Source organism: Pseudomonas sp. TH32, from assembly GCF_016650855.1.
Taxonomy (GTDB): Bacteria; Pseudomonadota; Gammaproteobacteria; order Pseudomonadales; family Pseudomonadaceae; genus Aquipseudomonas.
Genome location: NZ_JAEKFA010000002.1, coordinates 5352737 through 5373120, shown reverse-complemented (window position 1 = coordinate 5373120; position 20384 = coordinate 5352737). Strand labels below are relative to the sequence as shown.

14 protein-coding genes are annotated in these 20384 nt (G+C 61.9%); 3 read left to right on the top strand and 11 right to left on the bottom strand.

Features of this window, described 5'->3' with window-relative positions:
- Position 1: 1 nt before the first annotated feature.
- From JFV30_RS28415 to tssA, 11 genes are all read right to left on the bottom strand, one after another.
- Positions 2-4372, bottom strand: a complete 4371-nt coding sequence (locus tag JFV30_RS28415) for an RHS repeat-associated core domain-containing protein (RefSeq protein WP_201125714.1) — start codon at positions 4370-4372, stop codon at positions 2-4.
- Between the two features lie 14 nt (positions 4373-4386).
- Positions 4387-4821 carry a DcrB-related protein gene (locus JFV30_RS28410; RefSeq protein ID WP_010168282.1) on the bottom strand — a complete coding sequence of 145 codons (435 nt, stop codon included), beginning with the start codon at positions 4819-4821 and terminating at the stop codon, positions 4387-4389.
- Between the two features lie 15 nt (positions 4822-4836).
- The gene (locus JFV30_RS28405) at positions 4837-6783 is read right to left on the bottom strand and encodes a type VI secretion system Vgr family protein (protein WP_201125713.1); all 1947 of its coding nucleotides are present in this window, start codon (positions 6781-6783) and stop codon (positions 4837-4839) included.
- A gap of 92 nt (positions 6784-6875) precedes the next feature.
- Positions 6876-9548 carry a type VI secretion system ATPase TssH gene (gene tssH, locus JFV30_RS28400; RefSeq protein WP_201125712.1) on the bottom strand — a complete coding sequence of 891 codons (2673 nt, stop codon included), beginning with the start codon at positions 9546-9548 and terminating at the stop codon, positions 6876-6878.
- Positions 9541-10584, bottom strand: a complete 1044-nt coding sequence (gene tssG / locus JFV30_RS28395; protein ID WP_201125711.1) for a type VI secretion system baseplate subunit TssG — start codon at positions 10582-10584, stop codon at positions 9541-9543. Before tssG ends, tssH begins: the two co-directional genes overlap by 8 nt.
- On the bottom strand, positions 10548-12407 hold the full coding sequence (gene tssF / locus JFV30_RS28390; protein WP_010168274.1) for a type VI secretion system baseplate subunit TssF: 1860 nt from the start codon (positions 12405-12407) through the stop codon (positions 10548-10550). The genes tssG and tssF overlap by 37 nt, the downstream gene beginning before the upstream one ends.
- Positions 12404-12919, bottom strand: coding sequence for a type VI secretion system baseplate subunit TssE (tssE, locus tag JFV30_RS28385; RefSeq protein ID WP_010168272.1), 516 nt, complete (start codon positions 12917-12919; stop codon positions 12404-12406). The genes tssF and tssE overlap by 4 nt, the downstream gene beginning before the upstream one ends.
- Positions 12920-12997: 78 nt before the next feature.
- Positions 12998-13486, bottom strand: a complete 489-nt coding sequence (locus JFV30_RS28380) for an Hcp family type VI secretion system effector (RefSeq protein WP_003213345.1) — start codon at positions 13484-13486, stop codon at positions 12998-13000.
- A gap of 174 nt (positions 13487-13660) precedes the next feature.
- Positions 13661-15157 (bottom strand): type VI secretion system contractile sheath large subunit, encoded by a 1497-nt coding sequence (gene tssC / locus JFV30_RS28375; RefSeq protein ID WP_017476732.1) that lies wholly within the window; start codon positions 15155-15157, stop codon positions 13661-13663.
- Between the two features lie 2 nt (positions 15158-15159).
- Complete coding sequence (tssB, locus tag JFV30_RS28370) at positions 15160-15666, bottom strand: type VI secretion system contractile sheath small subunit (protein WP_010168268.1); 507 nt, start codon at positions 15664-15666, stop codon at positions 15160-15162.
- 54 nt (positions 15667-15720) lie between these two features.
- Positions 15721-16740: a type VI secretion system protein TssA gene (gene tssA, locus JFV30_RS28365; RefSeq protein WP_201125710.1), complete on the bottom strand. Its 1020-nt coding sequence runs from the start codon at positions 16738-16740 to the stop codon at positions 15721-15723.
- A 404-nt stretch (positions 16741-17144) separates the two neighbouring features.
- On the opposite strand from tssA, the gene tagH reads away from it, so the two are divergent.
- The 3 genes from tagH (at position 17145) to tssK (ending at position 20379) form a co-directional block, all read left to right on the top strand.
- Positions 17145-18461 (top strand): type VI secretion system-associated FHA domain protein TagH, encoded by a 1317-nt coding sequence (tagH, locus tag JFV30_RS28360; protein ID WP_201125709.1) that lies wholly within the window; start codon positions 17145-17147, stop codon positions 18459-18461.
- Positions 18462-18523: 62 nt separating this feature from the next.
- Complete coding sequence (gene tssJ / locus JFV30_RS28355) at positions 18524-19030, top strand: type VI secretion system lipoprotein TssJ (RefSeq protein WP_010168262.1); 507 nt, start codon at positions 18524-18526, stop codon at positions 19028-19030.
- Positions 19031-19044: 14 nt separating this feature from the next.
- Positions 19045-20379 carry a type VI secretion system baseplate subunit TssK gene (gene tssK, locus JFV30_RS28350; RefSeq protein ID WP_201125708.1) on the top strand — a complete coding sequence of 445 codons (1335 nt, stop codon included), beginning with the start codon at positions 19045-19047 and terminating at the stop codon, positions 20377-20379.
- The last annotated feature ends 5 nt before the right edge of the window (positions 20380-20384 follow it).

Below are 20384 nucleotides of genomic sequence, written 5' to 3'. Positions count from 1 at the left end.
CTCAGCCACATTTTCCGAATCTGGATGGTTTGGATTTTTCTGTTGCGACCCAATTGGGGTTTTTGAACAGCTCACGTGTACCGGCAGGCGCTCGAAGGTTGGAGGTTTTTCCGCCGTCTACGCTCCTGCCACCATTTCGCACAATTTCACTGGCTTCGACCTTATAGATTTCTTGAGGGGTGGCCCCGTTCATACTGTGTAATTGAACCGAGCTGATTTTGTCAGCCGGTAGTTTCCCGGAAGCGACATGTTGGCTCAGCCTTGAGCCAAAGGTTTGATCGGTAGTGGAGCCTACGTAGAGCTTGCCATTTTTGTCGGTAAATCGATAAACACCGATTGATTTTGCATCAACGCCAAGCGCCTCCAGAAGCGCTGGGTTCAGTCCAAGAGGATCGATCCAAGTCAGTGGGTTCGAGGCATAAGCGTAAAGATTCAATCCACCTGCCAGACCTATAGGGTCAGGTGTAGTAAAGCGGCCGATGTCGGGGTCGTAATACCGCAAGGTGTTGAAATGCAGCCCAGTTTCTCGATCAAGATACTGACCCTGAAATCGCAAGTTCTGCTCTTCAATGAAGTACGCCTCGCGCACCTCTTCAAGGGTGGCGCCCCATACTTTGTAACGCGTTTGCCAAACCGTGAGCCCATCAGTCTCCGTGAGGTACTCGGGCAGTCCATTCAGGTCATTGTGGTAATACCGCACACACTGGTGTTTCCCCGTCCCGTCTACCCGAGCTAGCGGATCATAGCTGTGATTGTCATACAGATAGAGGCTGGTCTGGCTGTGCCGATGTTCCTGCAGAAGACGCAAGCCATCCCAGTCGAAGCGTGTTTCTCCCAAGCAGAACCCATGATCATCGTGTTCAATTTTGCCAACACGCCGTCCCAGGGGGTCATACACCATCCTCACAATCGTGTTCAGCTCGCCTTTCTGGCTACGTACTTCGATCAGGCGATGCTCGGCATCGTAAGCAAAACGCTGCAAACCCCGCGCCGCGCTGCGCTTTTCGATCATCCGCCCAAGGGCGTCGTATTTGTAACGTTTGTCCTGATAAGTGAGCAGCCGGTTATGCCTTACCAGACCACCTTGGCCCGGGCCATCGAGCAAATTGGCTGCAGCATCGTAGGCGTACGTTTCGCTGCGTCCTACGTGGTGGCTTACGAGGATACGTCCCGTACTGTCGTAGCCCAGGTGCTCTTGACGGTCAACACGCCGACGCCCGATCAGGTTATCGCTGGGATCGTAGCTGTAGTCAGTTTCAACCAACGGCGGCAACTGCCACGGTTGGTCAATACTGCGACGCTGGCGCGAGCGAACCCTTCCACTGCGGTCATACGCGGTGTTCGTTCTGAGTTGACCTTGAGTGCGCTGCACTTCGCGATGCAGACGATCACGCTCAAAGTCGCTGATGACCTTCCCATCGAGATTCAACTGATGCAGGTGACCGCTGCCATAGTAGAGGCGGTTCAGCCATCGACCGTCGGGCAATTGGGTCTGAATCAGGTTCCCCAATTCGTCGTAGTGATGCTGCAAGGAGCCCGCTGTGCTTTGCTCCTGCAGCAGTTGCCCCAGCGCGTCGTAGCTGAAACCCAGTCGCTGCTGCTGACCGTCAAGCGCGGTGAACGTGACGCCGACCAGTTGATCGTTCAGATCATGTTCGTAGACGGTGGTGCCGTCGGCGGTGACTTTGCTGACCAGGCGTCCAACCGGATCTCGTTGAAACTGGTGCGACAACGGCGCTACCGATTCGCCTTCGGTTCCCGGCAGGTAGTCGACGGCGACGACATCATCCAGCGGGTCATAGGTGTAGCAGCGCCGACTCTGGTCGAGGTCTTGCTGCTGAACCATGCGGTCGCACGCATCCCACTCAAAGCGATAGCTTTCGCCGTTCTCATTGGTCAGTTTGCGCAGTCGCCCATACGCGTCGTGATCGAACATGACTGTGCGGTTGTGCGCGTCCCAGCGTTGTTTGACCAGGCCACGCAGGTCATAGGCATAGCGCGTGGTGCTACCGGCCGGGTCGACATGGGCCGTGAGATAACCGCTGGCACTGCGTTGGAACTGCTCCACGCGACCGTCCGGGAGCTGGCATTCCAGCAATAGCCCCTCGGGTCCGTACCGGTAGCGAACCGACTCACCTTCCGCATTGGTCTGCACCACCAGATTGCCGAAAGCGTCGTATTGATAACGGGTGGGATAACCCGAGCAATCCACCGCTTCGACCAGTTGACTCCATTCGTTCCAATGCAGCGTTTTGGTTTTTTCGGTGGCATCGATGATGCGCACCGGCTGGCCGAACCCGTCATAGACATAGCGTGTGCTGTTGCCCAGTGGGTCGATTTCCTCGATACAGTTGCCGCGCTGGTCGTAGCGATAATGCCAACTGTTGCCTGCCGGGTCGGTTTCCACCTGGGGCAATGCCCAATGTGCCAACCACTGTGTGCCGCTGGTTCTGGACAGTGGATCGATCACCGCGCTCAGGTTGCCGGACTCATCGTAATTGAAGCGCCACTGGCCGTTTTGTGGATCAATCGCGCCGAGCAACAGGCGATCTTCGTTCCATTCGAATTGCCAGGTATGGCCCAGGTTGTCGACGTAGCGGGTGATCTGGTACTGAGGGTTCCAATGCCGGGTGCTGACGCGCATCAGGCCGTCGGTCACCCGGGTAATGCCGGCGTCGAGATCGTAGTCGAAGATGTATTCATCGCCAGCATCTGTCCAGTGACGACTGACGCGCCATTCCGCGCCGCCTGGCCCAGGTACTTCAGCCCATTGGTAGAAGCAGCGCAAACCGCTCGGCAATTGGTGCTCGGCCATGCGCCTGCCGCTGTCGTAGGCAAAGCGTCGAAGGGTTGTGAATTGTGCGTCCAAGACCTCGGCAAGATCGCCGTTGCTGTCATAGCGGTAACTGACGAGCACATCGCTGCGCGCGTCGAAATGTTCCTGGCGCAGGTAACGCCGTTCGATGTGGCTCACGCGCCGTGGGTGTTCGGCCGAGTAGTTCAGCTCGACGTGCATCAAGTCATGGGGGTCGCGCAGGCGATGCAGCCGGCCCAGAGTGTCGTAGTCGAGAAAGATCCGCCCTTCATTGCGATCACCCAGCAGCTGCAGACGCATCCGCGCGCTGTTCAGCGGGTCGGGCTCGAACAGTCGATACAGGCCGTCGATGCTCTCGATCAATACCGCGCCGTCGGCACTGCGCCTGACCGCAAGGCCTTGGCCCGGGTCGAACGCTCCGCCGGACAACGGGATGTAGCCGATCTCCAGGCGGCGCCCTTGCTCATCGATGTAGACCAGGTTTTCGTCTGCATCTACCTCGATCGACACTTCATACGCAACGCTCCAGCCCGCACCAAAGAGGCCGTCCTGGCGTGTGTCGAGGCTGCTGTAGAAGCGCTGCCAATCTATCGGGAGCAAGCCCGGCAGCACGAAATCCAGCTCTTCATCCCCGCCCAGAATCTTGGCCCCGGTGGCACTGTGAACCGGATTGGGCGAGCCATTCATGGCGCTCTTGAGCGCCGAAGTGACCTTGCTGGTTGCGTATGAGATGGCGCCACCCACCAGCAAACCACCGACCAGGCACGGCAGCTTGGTCCAGAAGCATTTCAGGTTGCCCCGCAATGCCATCACCACGGCAATTGCCAGGCCTACGCCCGGCGTTTTTCCGCTGCGAATTTCCTGCACCACGATGGTCCCGCCGCCGATGCGCACATCCGGCGAGATCAGGCCCGGGGCTGTACCAATCTTGGCGTCGCACGTACTGCGATCGCCACTGCGCGCCGCAGGCTGGCCGTTGATGAACACCGAGCTGGAACCCTCCGCAATGAATTGCAGGGGCATCGGCGGGTGCTTGTTGCATGCCACGGTATCCAGCGGGCAAGGCTCGGTGCCGGGCGCGGGCGAGGCGACGGTCGGGCGCCACATTTGTGAGAAAAACTCCCCGGCCATGTCCAGGAAGCTGGGCGCCGGTGGCTCGCTGGGCGCGACCGGCACGGCCGTCATCTTGCCGGCGGCGCGGGCGGCCTTTTTGCCATTGATGAAGACGTCGTCCGAGCCGCTGGTGATGAAGGCGTCGATCACCGGCGGGAACACCCAGTTGGCGGCTGACTCGCACCAACTGGATATTTTCAGGTCGGCCCCTGTGAGCCCTGCGGTGATCCCAACGACCGCCCCCACTACCAAGACCAATGCAACGCCGCCTGTGGCGATGGTCGCACCGGTCGCGAGGAAAACCGCCCCTGCAACGGCCAGGCAGCCCACGGTAGTGAGTGCGGCATAGGCTGCCACTTCCAGTACACCGCCGAGAATATCGGCCATCACCGAGGTGTGCAGCAGTGCGTCGCCTTCGCGGGCAGCCCACAGGTCTTCACTCATTGCTCAGACTCGACTCAGGGCGTGGCGACGAAGTTGAGCGTGCTCTTGAGCGTCGCCCAATGTGCCGCCTCGGCAGGCCCCAGGGGCTGCGTCTTGACGTAGCTCAAGGCAATCAGGTTGCGTGTGCCGGGTATCTGCATCGCCAGCTGATATTGGTAAATATTGTCGCTGCCTTTGTTGAAACGGTTCTGAACTTCAAAGGCGTCGATGTCCTGCGCCGGTCCTACTTTGACGGCTTGGGCCGGCGAGTAACGAAGGTCCTTGACCTGCTGTTCGAGCTTTTTCAGCTGGCCTTCGAAATTGTCTTGCAAGGTCTCGCCATCGGCCAACGGGCTGCGGCTCACCACCAGCGTGGTGCCCAGCTTGGCGAACTTGAGAATGTTGATCGAGGTGTCCTGTACCTCTGCATCGGGCAGGGTGAATCGGGCTTCGTTGATCAGGTAATTCATGGTGGATAAATCTCGTTATTGACCAGCGCCGGGCTTGCCGGGGAATTTTGATTCGACGGCGGACTTGATCGTGCTTTGCACGCCCTGGGCGCCCGGCACCGTGCCCTTGTCGCTGCCCACGTTGATGTCCAGTTTGCCCTTCGTCTGGATTTTGCTGCTGCCGGTGGAAAACAGGTTGAACGAGCCACAGGTCAGGTTGATGTCTCCACCGGCCTTGAGCTCAATCACACTGTCGCCGCACACCAGGCGAAGACTGTCGCCAGCCTCGATGGTGTAGGTCGTGGCGGCACTGTCAGACTTGGCCCCGCCCACCAGCACGGTGTCGTTGTTGCGCACGACCCGCAGGCGATTGGAGCCAATGGTCACCGTCTCGTTGTGGCCGATAGTCTTATTGCGGTCATGCCCCACCGAATGGCTTTCATCCACCTCCACCACGATGTCCTGGTTACGCTCGGCATGGATGTACAGCTGCTCCAGCCCCTTCTTGTCCTCCATGCGGATTTCATTGAAGTTGGCCGGCGTACCGCCTTTGCTGGAGCGGCTTTTCATGCCGCTTTGGGTGGCGTTTTCCGGCAAGTCGTAAGGCACGGTCTGCTCGGCGTTGTACACCCTCCCGGTGATGATCGGCCGGTCCGGATCGCCTTCCAGGAAGCTCACTATCACTTCCTGGCCGATCCGTGGAATCTGCATCGAACCCCAGTTTTTCCCGGCCCAGGACTGCGACACGCGAATCCAGCACGAGCTGTTTTCGTTGGACTGGTCGTGGCGGTCCCAATAGAAATGCACCTTCACCCGGCCATATTGGTCGGTCCAGATTTCCTCGCCCTTGGGGCCCACCACCAGTGCCGTTTGCGGGCCTTTGACGATGGGCCGGTAGGTGTTGGCCAGCGGGCGAAAGCTCTGCTGCGCATCGATGCAGGTGAGGGTGCTTTCGAACTGGGCCGAGGCCGCACCCGCGCCGCTTTCGAGGCTTTCCTGGGCGATGTAGTAGCGGGCGCCGACGATCAGGTATTCGCGGTTCTGGTCGCGGCGGCTGAAGCCGGTGAGGCTGAACAGATGGCCGGAACCCAGGCCCCGTGCGTTGCCGCTGAATTCGACTTGTTCGTGCAGGGTTTGCAGGGCTTCGATGCGGGTGCGTGCGTAGTGTTCCCCGTCTTCGCTTTTGACGTAGGTGCCGGGGTAGTCGTACAGCGGGTAGTCGCCGGCGGTGTGAGGTCGCGGCATGGCCGAGCGCACGTCGATGCTCGCGCTGGGGCGCTGGAAGTCGTAGTCGTTGAGCTCAAGGGAACCGGGCTGTACTTCCTGCGCCAGGTGCCAGTTGTGCATATGGTCGCGTTCGCGCTGCTGCTCGTCCTTGGGGTAGTACGGCACCGAGGCGTAGCCGGGCACGTTGGCGTGGGCGCCGTAGGCGTCGGCCAGCACCAGCACGTGGCGGTCCTGCTCGTGGCGGAAGAAGTAGTAGATGCCTTCCTGTTCCATCAGGCGGCTGACGAAATCGAAGCTGGTCTCGCGGTACTGCACGCAGTATTCCCACTCGCGGTACGGCCGGCTCAAGGCGTCTTCGAAGTCGGAAAAACCCAGGTCGCGGAACACCTGCTTGATGATCTGCGGGATACTCAGGTTCTGGAAAATCCGGCAGTCGGACGTGCGGCTCAGCAGCCACAACCACGGGCGCAGGGTCACCTGGTAACTGGCGAACTGGCCCTGGTCGATGTTCTGGCTGCAGCGCGCGACGATACCGTGGAAGTGCCGCTCGCCACCGTCCGCCAGTTGCAGGTTCAGGCTCATCGGCTTGCCCAGCAACTGGTTGAGGTCGATGTTGGCGTCCAGCGAGGTCAGCTGCAATTCGAAGTTGAACAGCCGGCCCAACTCTTCGCCGCCGCCCATTTCATTGAGCAGCAGCACATCCGGCCCCAGTGGGCTGGTGATCTTGGCCAGGCGTGACGATTGGTTGAATAACATCGGTTAACCCGTAAATTGCGTAATGACTGTAGGAACCGGCTCCAAATGTGGGAGCAAGCCCGCTCCCACAGTTTTGATCGCATTCCGTCAGTTCAATCGTTGAAGTCGTAGTGCAATTCGTTATCCCGTGTGCTGATGCGCACGCCTGCCAGTGCCTTGCCTTCGAGCATGCGGGTGAGGAATTCGCGGCTCATGTCCGGCAGCAGGCTGTTGGTCAGGAGGGTGTCGATCATCCGCCCGCCGCTCTCCGTCTCGGTGCAGCGGGACACGATCAGGTCGACCACGTCGTCGTCGTAGTTGAAGTCGACCTTGTGGGTGTTCTCCACGCGCTTTTTGATGCGGTTGAGTTGCAGGCGGGTGATCGCTTTCAGCATCTCGTCGCTCAGTGGGTAGTACGGAATGGTCACCAGGCGGCCGAGCAGCGCCGGCGGGAAGATTTCCAGCAGCGGCTGGCGCAGGGCCTTGGCGATTTCTTCCGGCTCCGGGATGTTCGCCGGGTCCTTGCAGACCCGGGAAATCAGCTCGGTACCGGCGTTGGTGGTCAGCAGGATCAAGGTGTTCTTGAAGTCGATCACCCGGCCTTCGCCGTCTTCCATCACGCCTTTGTCGAACACCTGGAAGAAGATCTCGTGCACGTCCGGGTGGGCTTTTTCCACTTCGTCCAGCAGCACCACGCTGTAGGGTTTGCGCCGCACGGCTTCGGTCAGCACGCCGCCTTCGCCGTAGCCGATGTAACCCGGTGGCGCGCCCTTGAGGGTGGACACGGTGTGGGCTTCCTGGAACTCGCTCATGTTGATGGTGATCACGTTCTGCTCGCCGCCGTACATGGCTTCGGCCAGGGCCAGGGCGGTTTCGGTCTTGCCCACGCCGGAGGTGCCGGCGAGCATGAACACGCCAATCGGCTTGCTCGGGTTGTCGAGGCCGGCGCGGGAGGTCTGGATGCGCTTGGCGATCATCTGCAAGGCATGGTCCTGGCCGATGATGCGTTTCTTCAGGTGCTGGTCGAGGTTGAGCACCGTCTCCAGTTCGTTGCGGGCCATGCGGCCCACCGGGATGCCGGTCCAGTCGGCGACCACCGAGGCCACGGCCTGGTAATCCACGGTCGGCAGGATCAGCGGGGTTTCACCTTGCAGGGTGCTGAGACGCTGTTGCAGGTCGACCAGCTTGGCACGCAGTTCATCGCTTTCGTCGTTACCCGCATCGCTGTCCACAACACCGGCTTTTTCACGCAACGTCGCACGGGTGGCGAGCAGCTCGTCCACCAGGGTTTTCTCTTCGGCCCAGCGGGTTTCCAGGGTGGCCAGCCGCTCGCGTTCGGCGCTGAGCAGCGCTTCGCTGTTGGTCTGGCGCGCACCGATAGCGATGCCGATCGCATGCTCGCGGGCGATGATTTGCAGCTCGGTCTCCAGCGCCTCGATCCGCCGGCGGCTGTCGTCGACCTCCGCCGGCACCGCGTGCAGGCTGATGGCGACGCGGGCGCAGGCAGTGTCCAGCAGGCTGACGGATTTGTCCGGCAACTGGCGTGCCGGGATGTAGCGGTGGGACAGCTTCACCGAGGCTTCCAGGGCTTCATCGAGGATCTGCACCTGATGGTGTTTTTCCATGGTCGACGCCACGCCGCGCATCATCAGCAGCGCCTTGTCTTCCGACGGCTCGGCCACTTGCACCACCTGGAAACGGCGGGTCAGGGCCGGGTCCTTTTCGATGTGCTTCTTGTACTCGGCCCAGGTGGTGGCGGCCACGGTACGCAAGGTGCCGCGGGCCAGTGCAGGCTTGAGCAGGTTGGCCGCGTCGCCGGTGCCGGCGGCGCCACCGGCACCCACCAGGGTGTGGGCTTCGTCGATAAACAGGATGATCGGTTTCGGCGAGGCCTGGACGTCTTCGATGACCTGGCGCAGGCGCTGCTCGAACTCGCCCTTCATGCTGGCGCCGGCTTGTAGCAGGCCCACATCGAGGCTGCGCAGTTCCACATCTTTCAGTGCCGGCGGTACGTCGCCGGCGACGATGCGCAGGGCGAAACCTTCGACCACGGCGGTCTTGCCGACGCCGGCTTCACCGGTCAGGATCGGGTTGTTCTGGCGGCGGCGCATCAGGATATCCACCAGTTGGCGGATCTCTTCGTCACGCCCCACGATCGGGTCGAGCTTGCCGCTGCGGGCCTGTTCGGTCAGGTCGACGGTGAAGCGCTTGAGGGCTTCCTGCTTGCCCATGGCGCTGGGGGCCATGGCACCGCTGGCTTCGCCGGGTACCGCGCCGGCGTTGAAACCGTCGCTGGCACTCAAGGCATTTTCGGGCGAGTCGCCGACGTATTCATCGAAGCGTTCGCTCAGGGCTTCGGCCTTGATCTTGTCGAACTCCCCCGACAACCCCAGCAGCGCGTGGCGCAGGCTCGGCGTCTTGAGAATCCCCAGCACCAGGTAACCGGTGCGCACCTGGCTTTCGCCAAACATCAGGCTGCCGTAGACCCAGCCACGTTCGACGGCTTCTTCCACGTGGGACGACAGGTCGGTGATCGACGTCGAGCCACGGGGCAGGCGGTCCAGCGCTTCGGTCAGGTCGCGGGCGAGGCGTGCCGGCTCGACGTTGAACTGACGAATGATGCGGTGCAGGTCCGAGTCCTGCAGTTGCAGCAACTGGTGAAACCAGTGGGCCAGTTCCACGTACGGGTTGCCCCGCAGCTTGCAGAACACGGTGGCGGCTTCGATGGCCTTGTAGGCCACGCTGTTGAGTTTGCCGAACAGTGCGGCGCGACTGATTTCACCCATGCTCTGGATTCCTTGAGGTGTTGGCGTGTTCGGCGTAATGCCGGGCCAGGATTAGGTCGTTGGCGTCGTGCCCGGGTTGGCCGAGCCAGGTGTTGAAGCCCAGGCGGAACTGGCCATTGAGTTGCAGCGCCGGCACTTCGGGTTGTTGCAAAACCAGGTTCAGGTCCCAGTCCAGTTCATGGCCCAGGTATTCGGCGACCCATGCCACCAGCTCGTTGAACGGCTGGCTGCCGGGCAACATGCCCATGTAGTCATCGAGCTTCAGTGGGCCGAGGCGGATACGGAATTTGTGCTGGCGGTCCCACACATGGCTGCCCAGGCAAAAGTCCACGCCCAGTTGATTGGCACTCACACTCACACGGCTGCGCTCGGGCAGTTCCAGCCATTGGCCGACGTACTCTTCGATCTCCACCGGCAGGCCGAAGTACTCACCGAGAATCGCCTTGAGGCCATCGGGGTAGCGGGTTTGCGCCGACAGATGGCCGCTGTAATGCAGCTTCGCCGTGTCGGGGATCAGGCCCTGGTTGAGCAGGCTCGGTGTACCGCGACCGCTCAAGGCGGCGAGGCGCGCTGACCAGTAATCGTCGTCCGGGCGGTCATGGCTGACGGTGGGTCGCGCCTCGGCCCAGGCCCGATAAAACAGGGTCAGCAGACGGTGGTGGAACACATCCAGGAAGCGCTTGCTGGTGCTGTCGGCGTTGTTGCGCTGGCGCTCGCGCACGTACTCGGTGATGTGCAGCGGCAGCGGGCCGTTGGGGCCACCGAGGCCAAAAAAGAACTGCTCCAGCCGTGCCGGTTTGCCTTCAGCGCCGGGTTCGACCGACGCCAGTGTGGCCGGGGCAAAGGTGCAATCGGCCTGCTGCCCGAGGCGCAACGGATCATCTGCCAGGCGCAGGGAATGCCCAAGGCGCGGCAGGTCTGGCGATTCGCACTCGATACGGCGCAGCGCCTGGAAGAAGTCATATTCCCAGGGCTCCTGATGCATCGCATCCAGGGTACTCACAGGGTCGGACGGCGTCCGGGCTTGGCTTTCCATCGCATGATCTCGCCGCGTTCGGTGGTACGGATCACCGTCTCGGTAAAACTGTTGATCGACACGTAGCGTGCCAGGAACCGTTCAAACACCGCACCGAGCAGGAACACGCCGGTACCGCGGAACGCGTTTTCATCAAATTCCAGGGTGATTTCCAGGCCCCGGCCAAACACGATCGGGCCGGGCATCGGCAGGCGGCGGGTCACCGCTTTGCTGCGGACCTCGCGCAGGCCTTCGATCTGCAGTTGCAGGGCGGCGTCGTTGCTGTCGCCATACAGGCGCAGCAGCTCGCGCAGTGCGGCGGCGCCCTGGCCTTGCTCGCTCAACGACAGGTAGTTCAACGACAACTGGCTGATCAGGCGCCAGGCCTTGGCGTCATGGGCATGGCTGGCGCGCGGGCGGCTCGGCCCGGCGACGCAGCGCACCGCCAATACCGGCGCGCTGTCGGCCAAGGTGAAGTCGGTTTTGCCATTGCCCACGCTCATGAACAGCGGCAAATCGCGGTTGGTGCAGAGCGCAGTCACGCCGAGTTGGCGCAGGTCATGGCGGTATGGCGCTTGCTGGCTGTCCACCAGGCTGACGAAGGTTTCGCTGCCCACGTAGGTGGAGCGCGGCCCGTTACGGCGTTGGTCGCTCGACAACACGCGGGGTTCGCGGCGCACCGTGTAGTAAGCCTGGTCACGACCGTAGCGCGACGGATCGCGCACGGCGTAGAACGGCAAAAATGGCTGCTCTGGTCCGGTGCCGTGGCCCGTGATACCGCTCAGGGAGTGAATCTCGAAATCCATCGGCCGGGTGCGGTCGGCGATCACGTGGTGTTCGTTGACCCGCTCGGACAAGTGAATACGGTCCACCCGCTTGGGAAACAGATTGATCGCCGGCGTGCAGAACGGCACGAATTGCGCCTTGCCGACGCTGCCTTCCAGGCTCGGATCGTGACGGTCGAACAGCACAATCAGTTCCAGCTCCTGGCCGTCGCAGCGTTTTACCGCGCGGCTCAGTTCCGCGAACTCGACGAACAGAAAACGGTGGGGCAGGGCAAAGTATTCCTGAAGCAGGCGATAGCCCTGGAAGGCGCGCGGCACCACCGGCATCGCGGCATCGGCGTCGTCAAAACCCCGGGAGCGCAAGGCATCCGGCGGCAGGCGTTCCACCCAATCACCGCCGGGCTTGCGCGCGAACACCGCACAGGCATTGCCCAGCAGTTGTTCGTAGAGGCGGAACGGTTGTTCGTCGGCACCGCTAAGGTACAGCGGCAAGTTATCCAGGGCGAGGCTGTTGAACGGTAACTCGGCGCCGGTGCGCAGTGTCAGGCGCAGGCCGGCCTTGGCCTTGGGTTCACTGGCGGCCAGGCGCCCCAGCACTGCGGACGGGTTGCCGAAGTACTCGGCCTGGGCGACCTGCAACGGCCACAACGTTACCGGGTGAGCGGTGCGGTATTCGCAGCAGGTCTGGGTTTCGCGGCCCAATGCGGCGCGCAGTACCGTGTCGCGGGGCAGCGGAAAACCGCTGGCCAGGGAGCCTTCATCGGGATCGGCCTGCAACTGCACCACGGTCATCGACGGGGTCGGTGCCAGGTAGTGCGGGTAGGCGATTTCCAGCAGGTTGTGGGTGAAGGTCGGGTACTCGGCGTCGAGCTTGAGCTGTACCCGCGCCGTGAGATAAGCAAAACCTTCGAGCAAGCGTTCGACGTACGGGTCGGCGCAGTCCATGCCGGACAGGGTCAGCCGACTGGCGATCTTCGGGTATTCCTTGGCGAACTCCGCGGCGCTTTCGCGCACGTGGTGCAGTTCCTGGTTGTACAGCTCCAGCAGGCGCGGGTTCATGGGCGCCTCCGCTGGTCGGCGTTCACCACACGCACATGGCCGGACTCCAGGTCCAGGTCGGTTTGCAGCAACAGGCGCAACGGCACCGGCTGCGCCCACAGGTCGCCCTCGATCTCGAAACTCAGGGCGTTATGGTTCATTTCGCCATGGCCGACGCGTGCCTTGACCCGCAGGGTATGGCGCAGGATACGTGGCTCGAAGGTGGCGATCGCCTGTTGGATCAAGGCTTCCAGGGCGCTGACATCCACGCTGGAGACACTGTTGCCCGCCAGCGCTGGCAGCCCGTAATTGACCACCGACGTACCGGCCGGCGTGTGCAGCGTGGCATCGGCGTTGAGCAATGAAGTGGTGTTGAGCAGCCACGTCAGGTCACGCAGCACCGAGGCTTTTAATTGGCTCAGGGACAGCACGCGTTTGTCGGCGCTTTCCTTGGGATTGGTCGGGTCATCGTCGGTCAACCGGTCCAGCAGGGACGGTTGCAGGCGATCGCGGGAAGCAATTTCAGTTACCACCAAAGCAGCTCCACGGACGGGTTGCGAGAGGAACAGGGGGCTTGCAGCCGCCGCCTGGGGCGGCGGCTGCAGGGGCAATCAGCGTTTGGTGTTGGAGCGAATGTTCCAGCCGAACTTGATCGCGCCGCCGTCTTTGGTGCCGTCGGCTTTCTGTGGCTGGTAGTCCACCATCACCTGGGCAAAGTTCAGGGTGACGTTTTCGGTCAGGCGATCATCGCTGCCCGAACCGCCGGTGCTCAGGGAAGTCACCAGCACTTCTTCCAGGTTGATGATCATGTACTCGACCTGGCTTTCACCGCCGGCCTTGCGCACGGTCAGGGTGACCTTGTCGATGTGCTTGCCGCTGGCGCAGTGCATCATCAGGTTCGGCGAGGCCTTGTCGACGTACTTGGTCAGCGACAGGTCCTGGATGTTCACCTTGCCCGCGCCGCCGCCACCGCCCACATGCATGTTGCCGGACTGGGCCATGCCCCAGCTCCAGTTCAATACGTCGATTTCGTCCTTGTGGGCCTTGTCCATGGACTCGCCCTTGATGTCGCCGATCTTGATGAAAATATCAACAGCCATGTTTTCTCCCTGTGTGGTCTCAGCCACGATATTTGGTTAACCCAAGGGCGGTGCTTTTCTGTGGGAGCCGGGCTTGCCCGCGATGGCATCACTGCGGTCTGAATGACAGACCGCGTCGCCCGCATCGCGGGCAAGCCCGGCTCCCACAAAAAGCCCGATCCCGGCGGATCTTTATTACGCGCCTTTCGCCGAAGGCAGTTTCGATACCAGGCGCAGCGACACGGTCAGCCCTTCGAGCTGGTAGTGCGGGCGCAGGTAGAACCTGGAGTTGTAATACCCCGGGTTGCCTTCAACGTCTTCCACGATCACCTCGGCAGCGGCCAATGGATGCTGGGCCTTGGTGGTTTCGGTGGAGTGCGCCGGGTCGCCGTCGACGTAGTTGAGGATCCAGTCCTGCAACCAACGCTGCATCTCGTCCTTCTCTTTGAAGGAGCCGATCTTGTCGCGCACGATGCACTTCAAGTAGTGGGCGAAACGGCAGGTGGCGAACAGGTACGGCAGGCGTGCGGCCAGGTTGGCGTTGGCGGTGGCGTCCGGGTCATCGTATTCGGCCGGTTTTTGCAACGACTGGGCGCCGATGAAGGCAGCGAAGTCGGTGTTTTTCTTGTGCAGCAGCGGCATGAAGCCGTTCTTCGCCAGTTCCGCTTCACGGCGGTCGCTGATGGCGATTTCGGTCGGGCACTTCATGTCCACGCCGCCGTCATCGGTCGGGAAGGTGTGGGCTGGCAGGTTCTCGACTTCACCGCCCGACTCCACGCCACGGATGCGCGAGCACCAGCCGAAGTGTTTGAACGAACGGTTGATGTTCACCGCCATCGCGTAAGCGGCGTTGGCCCAGGTGTACTTGGAGCTGTCGGCGCCGTCGGTGTTTTCTTCGAAGGCGAAGGCTTCCACCGGGTCGGTCTTGGCGCCGTACGGCAGGCGCGCCAGGAAGCGCGGCATGGTCAGGCCGATGTAGCGCGAGTCTTCCGATTCACGCAGGGAGCGCCAGCCGGCGTATTCCGGGGTGGTGAAAATCTTGGTCAGGTCGCGCGGGTTCGACAGTTCTTGCCACGAGCCCATGCCCATGACGGTGGGCGAGGCAGCGGCAATGAACGGCGCATGCATCGCGGCGCAGACTTTCGACAGTTCGCCCAGCAGCTCCACGTCGGGAGGTGACTGGTCGAAGTAGTAATCGCCCACCAGGCAACCGTAAGGTTCGCCGCCGAACTGGCCGTATTCTTCTTCGTACATCTTCTTGAAGATCGGGCTCTGGTCCCACGCGGTGCCCTTGAATTTCTTCAGGGTCTTGTGCAGGTCCGGCTTGGAGATATTGAGCACGCGAATCTTCAGTTGCTCATCGCTCTCGGTGTTGTTCACCAGGTAATGCAGGCCACGCCAGGCGCTTTCCAGTTGCTGGAAATCCTGGTGATGGATGATCTGATTGACCTGGGCGGTGAGCTTGGCGTCGATGGCGGCGATGATCGATTCAATCGACTTGATGGCGTCGTTGGACACCAGGTCCGTCTGGGCCAGCGCCTGCTCGGCCAGGGTGCGCACGGCCGTTTCCACGGCTTCGCGGGCACGCTCGGTCTTGGGTTTGAATTCTTGCAGCAACAGCGAGGCGAACTCGCTGGTTTCTTCGGTAGCGCCCAGGTTCTGGGCGCCTTCGCGGGCGGTATTCTCGGTCATGATTACTGGTCCCCTGCCGGCTTCGGCGCGCTCGCAAGGGCCTGCAGCAATGCCGGGTCCTTGATTGCTTTCATGATGATTTCTTCAGCGCCGGTCTTGCCGTCCATGTAGGTCAGCAGGTTGGCCAGTTGCGTGCGGGCTTCGAGCAGCTTGTTCAGCGAGTCGACCTTGCGCGCCACGGCGGCGGGGCTGAAGTCGTCCATGCTTTCGAAGGTGATGTCCAGGCTCAGGTTGCCTTCGCCGGTCAGCTCGTTGGGCACGTGGAACGCGACGCGTGGCTGCATGGCCTTGAGGCGGGAGTCGAAGTTGTCGACGTCCACTTCAAGGAACTTGCGGTCGGCCACAGGCGCCAGAGGCTCGGCGGGCTTGCCGGCGAGGTCGGCCATCACGCCCATGACGAAGGGCAGCTGGACCTTTTTCTCGGCGCCGTAGAGCTCGACGTCGTACTCGATCTGCACCCGAGGCGCACGGTTGCGCGCGATGAATTTCTGAGAACTTTGCTTCGCCACGTTGCTGCTCCTGGTCGCTTGAGCGACGGTGTTGTAACTGCGCGATCCGTACGCTTACTCGCTGTCCGGCCCACGCAGATTTTCAAATTGGGACATGCCGTCCGGAATCAGGTTGCGCACGATGGCCGCAAAGTCGGCGTGCACCAGATTCTTCGCCCGGTTCAACAACACCGGCAGCGGGCTCGAAGGCTCATGCCGGGTGTAGTACGCAAGGATTTTGTCGAGGCTGCGCAGCACTTCATCGCGGCTGGCGATGTCGCCGCTGGGGCGTGCTGCAACGGGCGCGGCGGCGTATTCAACCGAGGGGGCATTGTCGTCACTGACAACCTCGGGCTCGCTGGCGGCGCCACTGTGCGGGGCGTATTGATTGAGTATCTGCACGGCCTGCTTGAGCAGTTGCTTCAAGGGGCCGAGGTCCACGCCCTGGGCGGAACCGACCTGGTCGCTGACGTGTTGTTCGATGGCTTCGCAGGCCGTACGGGCGGCGTTCAGCGCGTCGCGGGTGGCTTGCAGTTGCTCGGCGTCGCTGTCTAGGAAAGCCCCGTTGAGCTGTTCGGCACCGAGGTTTTCGCCGGGGAAAGGTTGCAGCCCGCTGGCATTCAGCGCGGCGCGCAGGCTGACGGGGCCGAAGGTGCGCGAGCGGGTGAGAATGGCTTCGCGCAGCAGGCGGATGTTCGCGTCGCTGGTCACGCCGCTGAGGGCGTTGATGCGCACGGTGGGGTCGTTGTCGTCATCGGTATCCAGGCGCGGATGCAGGTCGGCCCAGTATTCGCGCAGCAGCGCGTTGATCAGTGTGAGCGCGTCGGCAAGCCCCGCAATACCCTGGAGGGCGAGGGCGCTTTGCAACAGGAAATGGGTGATGCGCAGGTCTTTGCTGCGTTGCAGGAGGTCGAGGCTTTGCTGCTGGATGCTGCGCCATTCCGGAGGTTCGGCAGGCAGGATCGAGTCGCCCATGCTGCGCTCGGGTTGACCCTGTGCGGCACGCTCAAGATGCAAATAATCGGCGTCATATTCCAAGTCTTCGCCACAAGGCGAAGTCGCGGAAACGGCGGCGAGCAGCAGAGGCACATCCACTAAATTCGATCTCCCTATCAGCCCGTTAGATGGCGGGCAATTCATGCATTAGTTGCGCGAGGAACTTTGCATGTTTTCTTGGTCATATTAAGCGCTTTGACATCGTGCTGATTTCAAAGTGCCATCATTGGTGTTCAAGAAGTTGTGCATTTTTGGTGTAGTACTTATGCCTTGTCAAGGTAAGCTATTCGCCCTCTATGACAGATGTGCGGTGCTTAACATCTTGTGCGACTGATCAGTCGAAGCAGGTGCCGGGGCAGGATTTTTGTCATAGAGGCCGGTTAAGATCAGCAATTACGCGGGTTGAAGCAGGCTTTCAAGGTATTGGAAGGATCTGTCGTGGATCTCTCGGGAGCCGTTCTCCCTGGAGATGGCCGCGCGCGAAGTATCAGCAAGGAGGCAAGATGTCGCTGTGCTTGACTATCACTAGTTATCACAAGATTACCCCTGGCCAGTGCCCTGAAAAGTCCATGGAACAGGGAGTGATGGCTATTGGCCGCGGTTCCGAAAATGACTGGATACTGCCTGATCCCGAGCGCCTGGTTTCCACGCAACATTGCGTTATTCAATACAAAGAGGGTCGTTATTATTTAACTGATAACAGCACTAATGGTGTTGAGTTAGTGCATGCCGGTATTCGTTTGCGCCGGGGAAACAGCGAGCCATTACACGACGGCGAACTGATCCGCATCGGTGATTACGAAATCCAGGCGCGCATCGATTTCAACCTGAAAGTGACAGACAGCCCGGCGTTTGCCGGCGACTCATCCAACAGCTTCGAAGCCCTGATGGGCGCCGCCGTGAAGGCCCCGACGCCGCAACCGGTCATCGCGCCGCAGTTCCAGGGCGCCTCGTCGATGGACACCCTGCCGGACCTGTTCGACTTCCTCGCGCCCACCAGCGTCCCGCCGGCCACCGTGCACGATCACGTGCCGGCCGAACAACACGACTTCCGCCCACCGACGCCGCTGCCCGTGGCTGAGCCGCCGGCGCCCGTGGTCTCGGGCTCGGTGATTCCCGAAGACTGGGATCTGTTTGGCGATGCCCCGGCACCCAAGCCCGTTGCACCGCCGCCTCCACCGATCATCGAGCCCCCCGAGGTCGAGCAACCGCTCCCGGTGGCCGACGGCAACCCACCCGATTTACTGCAAGCCTTCCTGCGCGGCGCGGGCCTCGACCAATTGCGCCTGGACAAGGCCCAGGCTGAAGCCCAGATGGAAAGCATCGGCCGCAGCTACCGGCTGATGGTCGAAGGCCTGATTGACGTGTTGCGCGCGCGCGCCAGCCTCAAGGGCGAGTTCCGCATGCAGCAGACGGTGATTCAACCGGTGGAAAACAACCCGCTGAAATTCGCCCCGAATGCCGATGAAGCGTTACTGCTGCTGCTACGCCACAGCAACCAGGCGTTTATGGCGCCGGACTTGGCCGTGCGCGACAGTTTCGACGATCTGCGTGCTCACCAACTGGCCGTCATGGCCGGGGTCGAAGCCGCCATCAAACACCTGCTGACACGCTTCGAACCGGCGCAGCTCGAAGAGCGCATGGGCAAGCCCGGCGGGCTGTCGAGCCTCTTTAACGGTTCGCGCCAGGCCCAGTACTGGCAGCAGTTCACCGAGCTTTACAGCAATATTTCCCGCGAAGCCCAGGAAGATTTCCAGGACCTGTTCGGGCGTGAATTCAGCCGTGCCTACGAAGAGCACAGCACCCGACAGCGACGCTAAAAACACCGCCGCATCGCAACAATGGAATAACGGATAGCTAAGTACGTCATTGAGGACGCAGGATGATTCCCAGGTTTTTACTCGCAGTCGCCACCGCGCTTCTGCTGACGGCGTGTGCCAAGGATGCAGCCAAACCCGAGGCCCCCGAGGCTGAGGCAGACACGGCCGCCGTCGAGCTGCATTTTCACGCCATCTCCGGGCTCAACCCCGGTTCCAATGGCCAGGCAGCCCCGGTGCGGGTGCGGATTTTCGAGCTGAAAAATGCCGCCACCTTCAGCCGTTCTGACTACTTCGCCCTGGCCGATCGCGCCCAGTCGACCCTCGGCCTCGACCTGCTCGACCAGGACGAAGTGGTGATCCAGCCCGGCCAGCAACTGAGCGTCCAGCGCGACCTCGACCCGTCCACCCGCCAGATTGGCCTGCTGGTGGGCTATCGCGAACTGGACCGCGCCGAGTGGCGCACCGTACTCAATGTGCCTGCGCGCCAGTACACCGAATACCAGATCAGCCTCGATGTGCATGCCGTGCGTGCCGACGTCGTGGTTCCCCCATCCAGCCCTGCCCAATAAGAATCGGAGCCCCCATGTCCTGGAACAATCGCGTGGTCTGGTCGGAAGGCATGTTCATCGGAACGCAGCACTTCCAGCAGCATGACCGTTACCTGGAAAACCTGATCGATGCGCGCAGCCGCCCGCTGTCGGCCGGGGCCTGGGGCTTCTCCGAATTGCTGATCGACCAGGGCCTGCTGGCCCAGGGCAAGCTGGCGATCGTCTCGGCGCGCGGTCTGTTGCCTGATGGCACGCCGTTCAATATCCCCCAGGATGACGTGGCGCCGAGCCCGCTGAACATCGACGACAACCTGCGCGATGGCCTGGTGTACCTGGCGTTGCCCCTCAAGCGTGCCGGCGCCCGTGACACCGTCGACGAAGGCGAAGCCCTGGAAGCGGCGCGCTATGTCAGCCAGGTACGGGAAGTGCGCGACGACAATGCCCCCTTCGAAAACCGTGCCCCGGTGGCGGTCGGCGCCCGCGCCTTGCGCCTGTTGACCGCCCAGGATGGCATCAGCGATTACGCCGCCATCGGCCTGGTGCGCATCAAGGAAAAACGCGCCGACCGCGCCCTGGTGCTGGATGACAGCTACATCCCGCCGGTACTCGACGTGGCGGCCAGCAAACCACTGACCGCGTTTCGCAGCGAACTGCTGGGCCTGTTGCACCAGCGTGGCGAAGCGTTGGCCGGACGCGTGGTGGCCTCGGGCGCCGGTGGCGCTTCGGAGATTGCCGATTTCATGCTGCTGCAGCTGGTCAACCGCGCCCAGCCGCTGATCCAGCACCTGAGCCAGTTGAGCCCGCTGCACCCGGAGCGTTTTTTCAGCGAACTGGTGAGCCTGGCCGGCGAGTTCTCGACCTTCTCCACCACGGGCCGCCGCCCCCACGAATACCCGCACTACCAGCACGACGACCTGAGCCTGAGCTTCACCCCGGTGATGCAGGCCCTGCGCGAGGCGCTGTCGATGCTGATCGACAGCAAGGCCACGCCGATCCCGATTGTCGAGAAAGCCTACGGCGTACACGTGGCGATGCTGGCCGACAAAACCCTGATCGACAGCGCCAGTTTCATCCTGGTGGTGCGCGCCGACGTGCCGGGCGAAACCCTGCGCGCGCGCTTCGGCCAGCAAAGCAAAGTCGGCTCGGTGGAACACATCCGCGACCTGGTCAACCTGCAACTGCCGGGCATCGGCCTGCTGCCGCTGCCGGTGGCGCCACGGCAGATTCCGTACCACGCAGGTTCCACCTACTACGAACTGGACCGGGGCAGCGAGCACTGGCAGCAACTGAGTAATTCCGGTGGTTTTGCGTTCCACATCGCCGGCCAGTTCCCGGGGTTGAACCTGGCTTTCTGGGCCATCCGAGGGTAATCCGC

What these genes read in the sequence shown, in the direction of transcription:
- tssG (WP_201125711.1), bottom strand. Translation starts at nt 10,584, where the DNA reads ATGGAAAGCCAAGCCCGGACGCCGTCCGACCCTGTGAGTACCCTGGAT.
- tssK (WP_201125708.1), top strand. Translation starts at nt 19,045, where the DNA reads ATGTCCTGGAACAATCGCGTGGTCTGGTCGGAAGGCATGTTCATCGGA.
- tssH (WP_201125712.1), bottom strand. Translation starts at nt 9,548, where the DNA reads ATGGGTGAAATCAGTCGCGCCGCACTGTTCGGCAAACTCAACAGCGTG.
- tssF (WP_010168274.1), bottom strand. Translation starts at nt 12,407, where the DNA reads ATGAACCCGCGCCTGCTGGAGCTGTACAACCAGGAACTGCACCACGTG.
- tagH (WP_201125709.1), top strand. Translation starts at nt 17,145, where the DNA reads ATGTCGCTGTGCTTGACTATCACTAGTTATCACAAGATTACCCCTGGC.
- tssC (WP_017476732.1), bottom strand. Translation starts at nt 15,157, where the DNA reads ATGACCGAGAATACCGCCCGCGAAGGCGCCCAGAACCTGGGCGCTACC.
- JFV30_RS28380 (WP_003213345.1), bottom strand. Translation starts at nt 13,486, where the DNA reads ATGGCTGTTGATATTTTCATCAAGATCGGCGACATCAAGGGCGAGTCC.
- tssJ (WP_010168262.1), top strand. Translation starts at nt 18,524, where the DNA reads ATGATTCCCAGGTTTTTACTCGCAGTCGCCACCGCGCTTCTGCTGACG.
- JFV30_RS28415 (WP_201125714.1), bottom strand. Translation starts at nt 4,372, where the DNA reads ATGAGTGAAGACCTGTGGGCTGCCCGCGAAGGCGACGCACTGCTGCAC.
- JFV30_RS28410 (WP_010168282.1), bottom strand. Translation starts at nt 4,821, where the DNA reads ATGAATTACCTGATCAACGAAGCCCGATTCACCCTGCCCGATGCAGAG.
- JFV30_RS28405 (WP_201125713.1), bottom strand. Translation starts at nt 6,783, where the DNA reads ATGTTATTCAACCAATCGTCACGCCTGGCCAAGATCACCAGCCCACTG.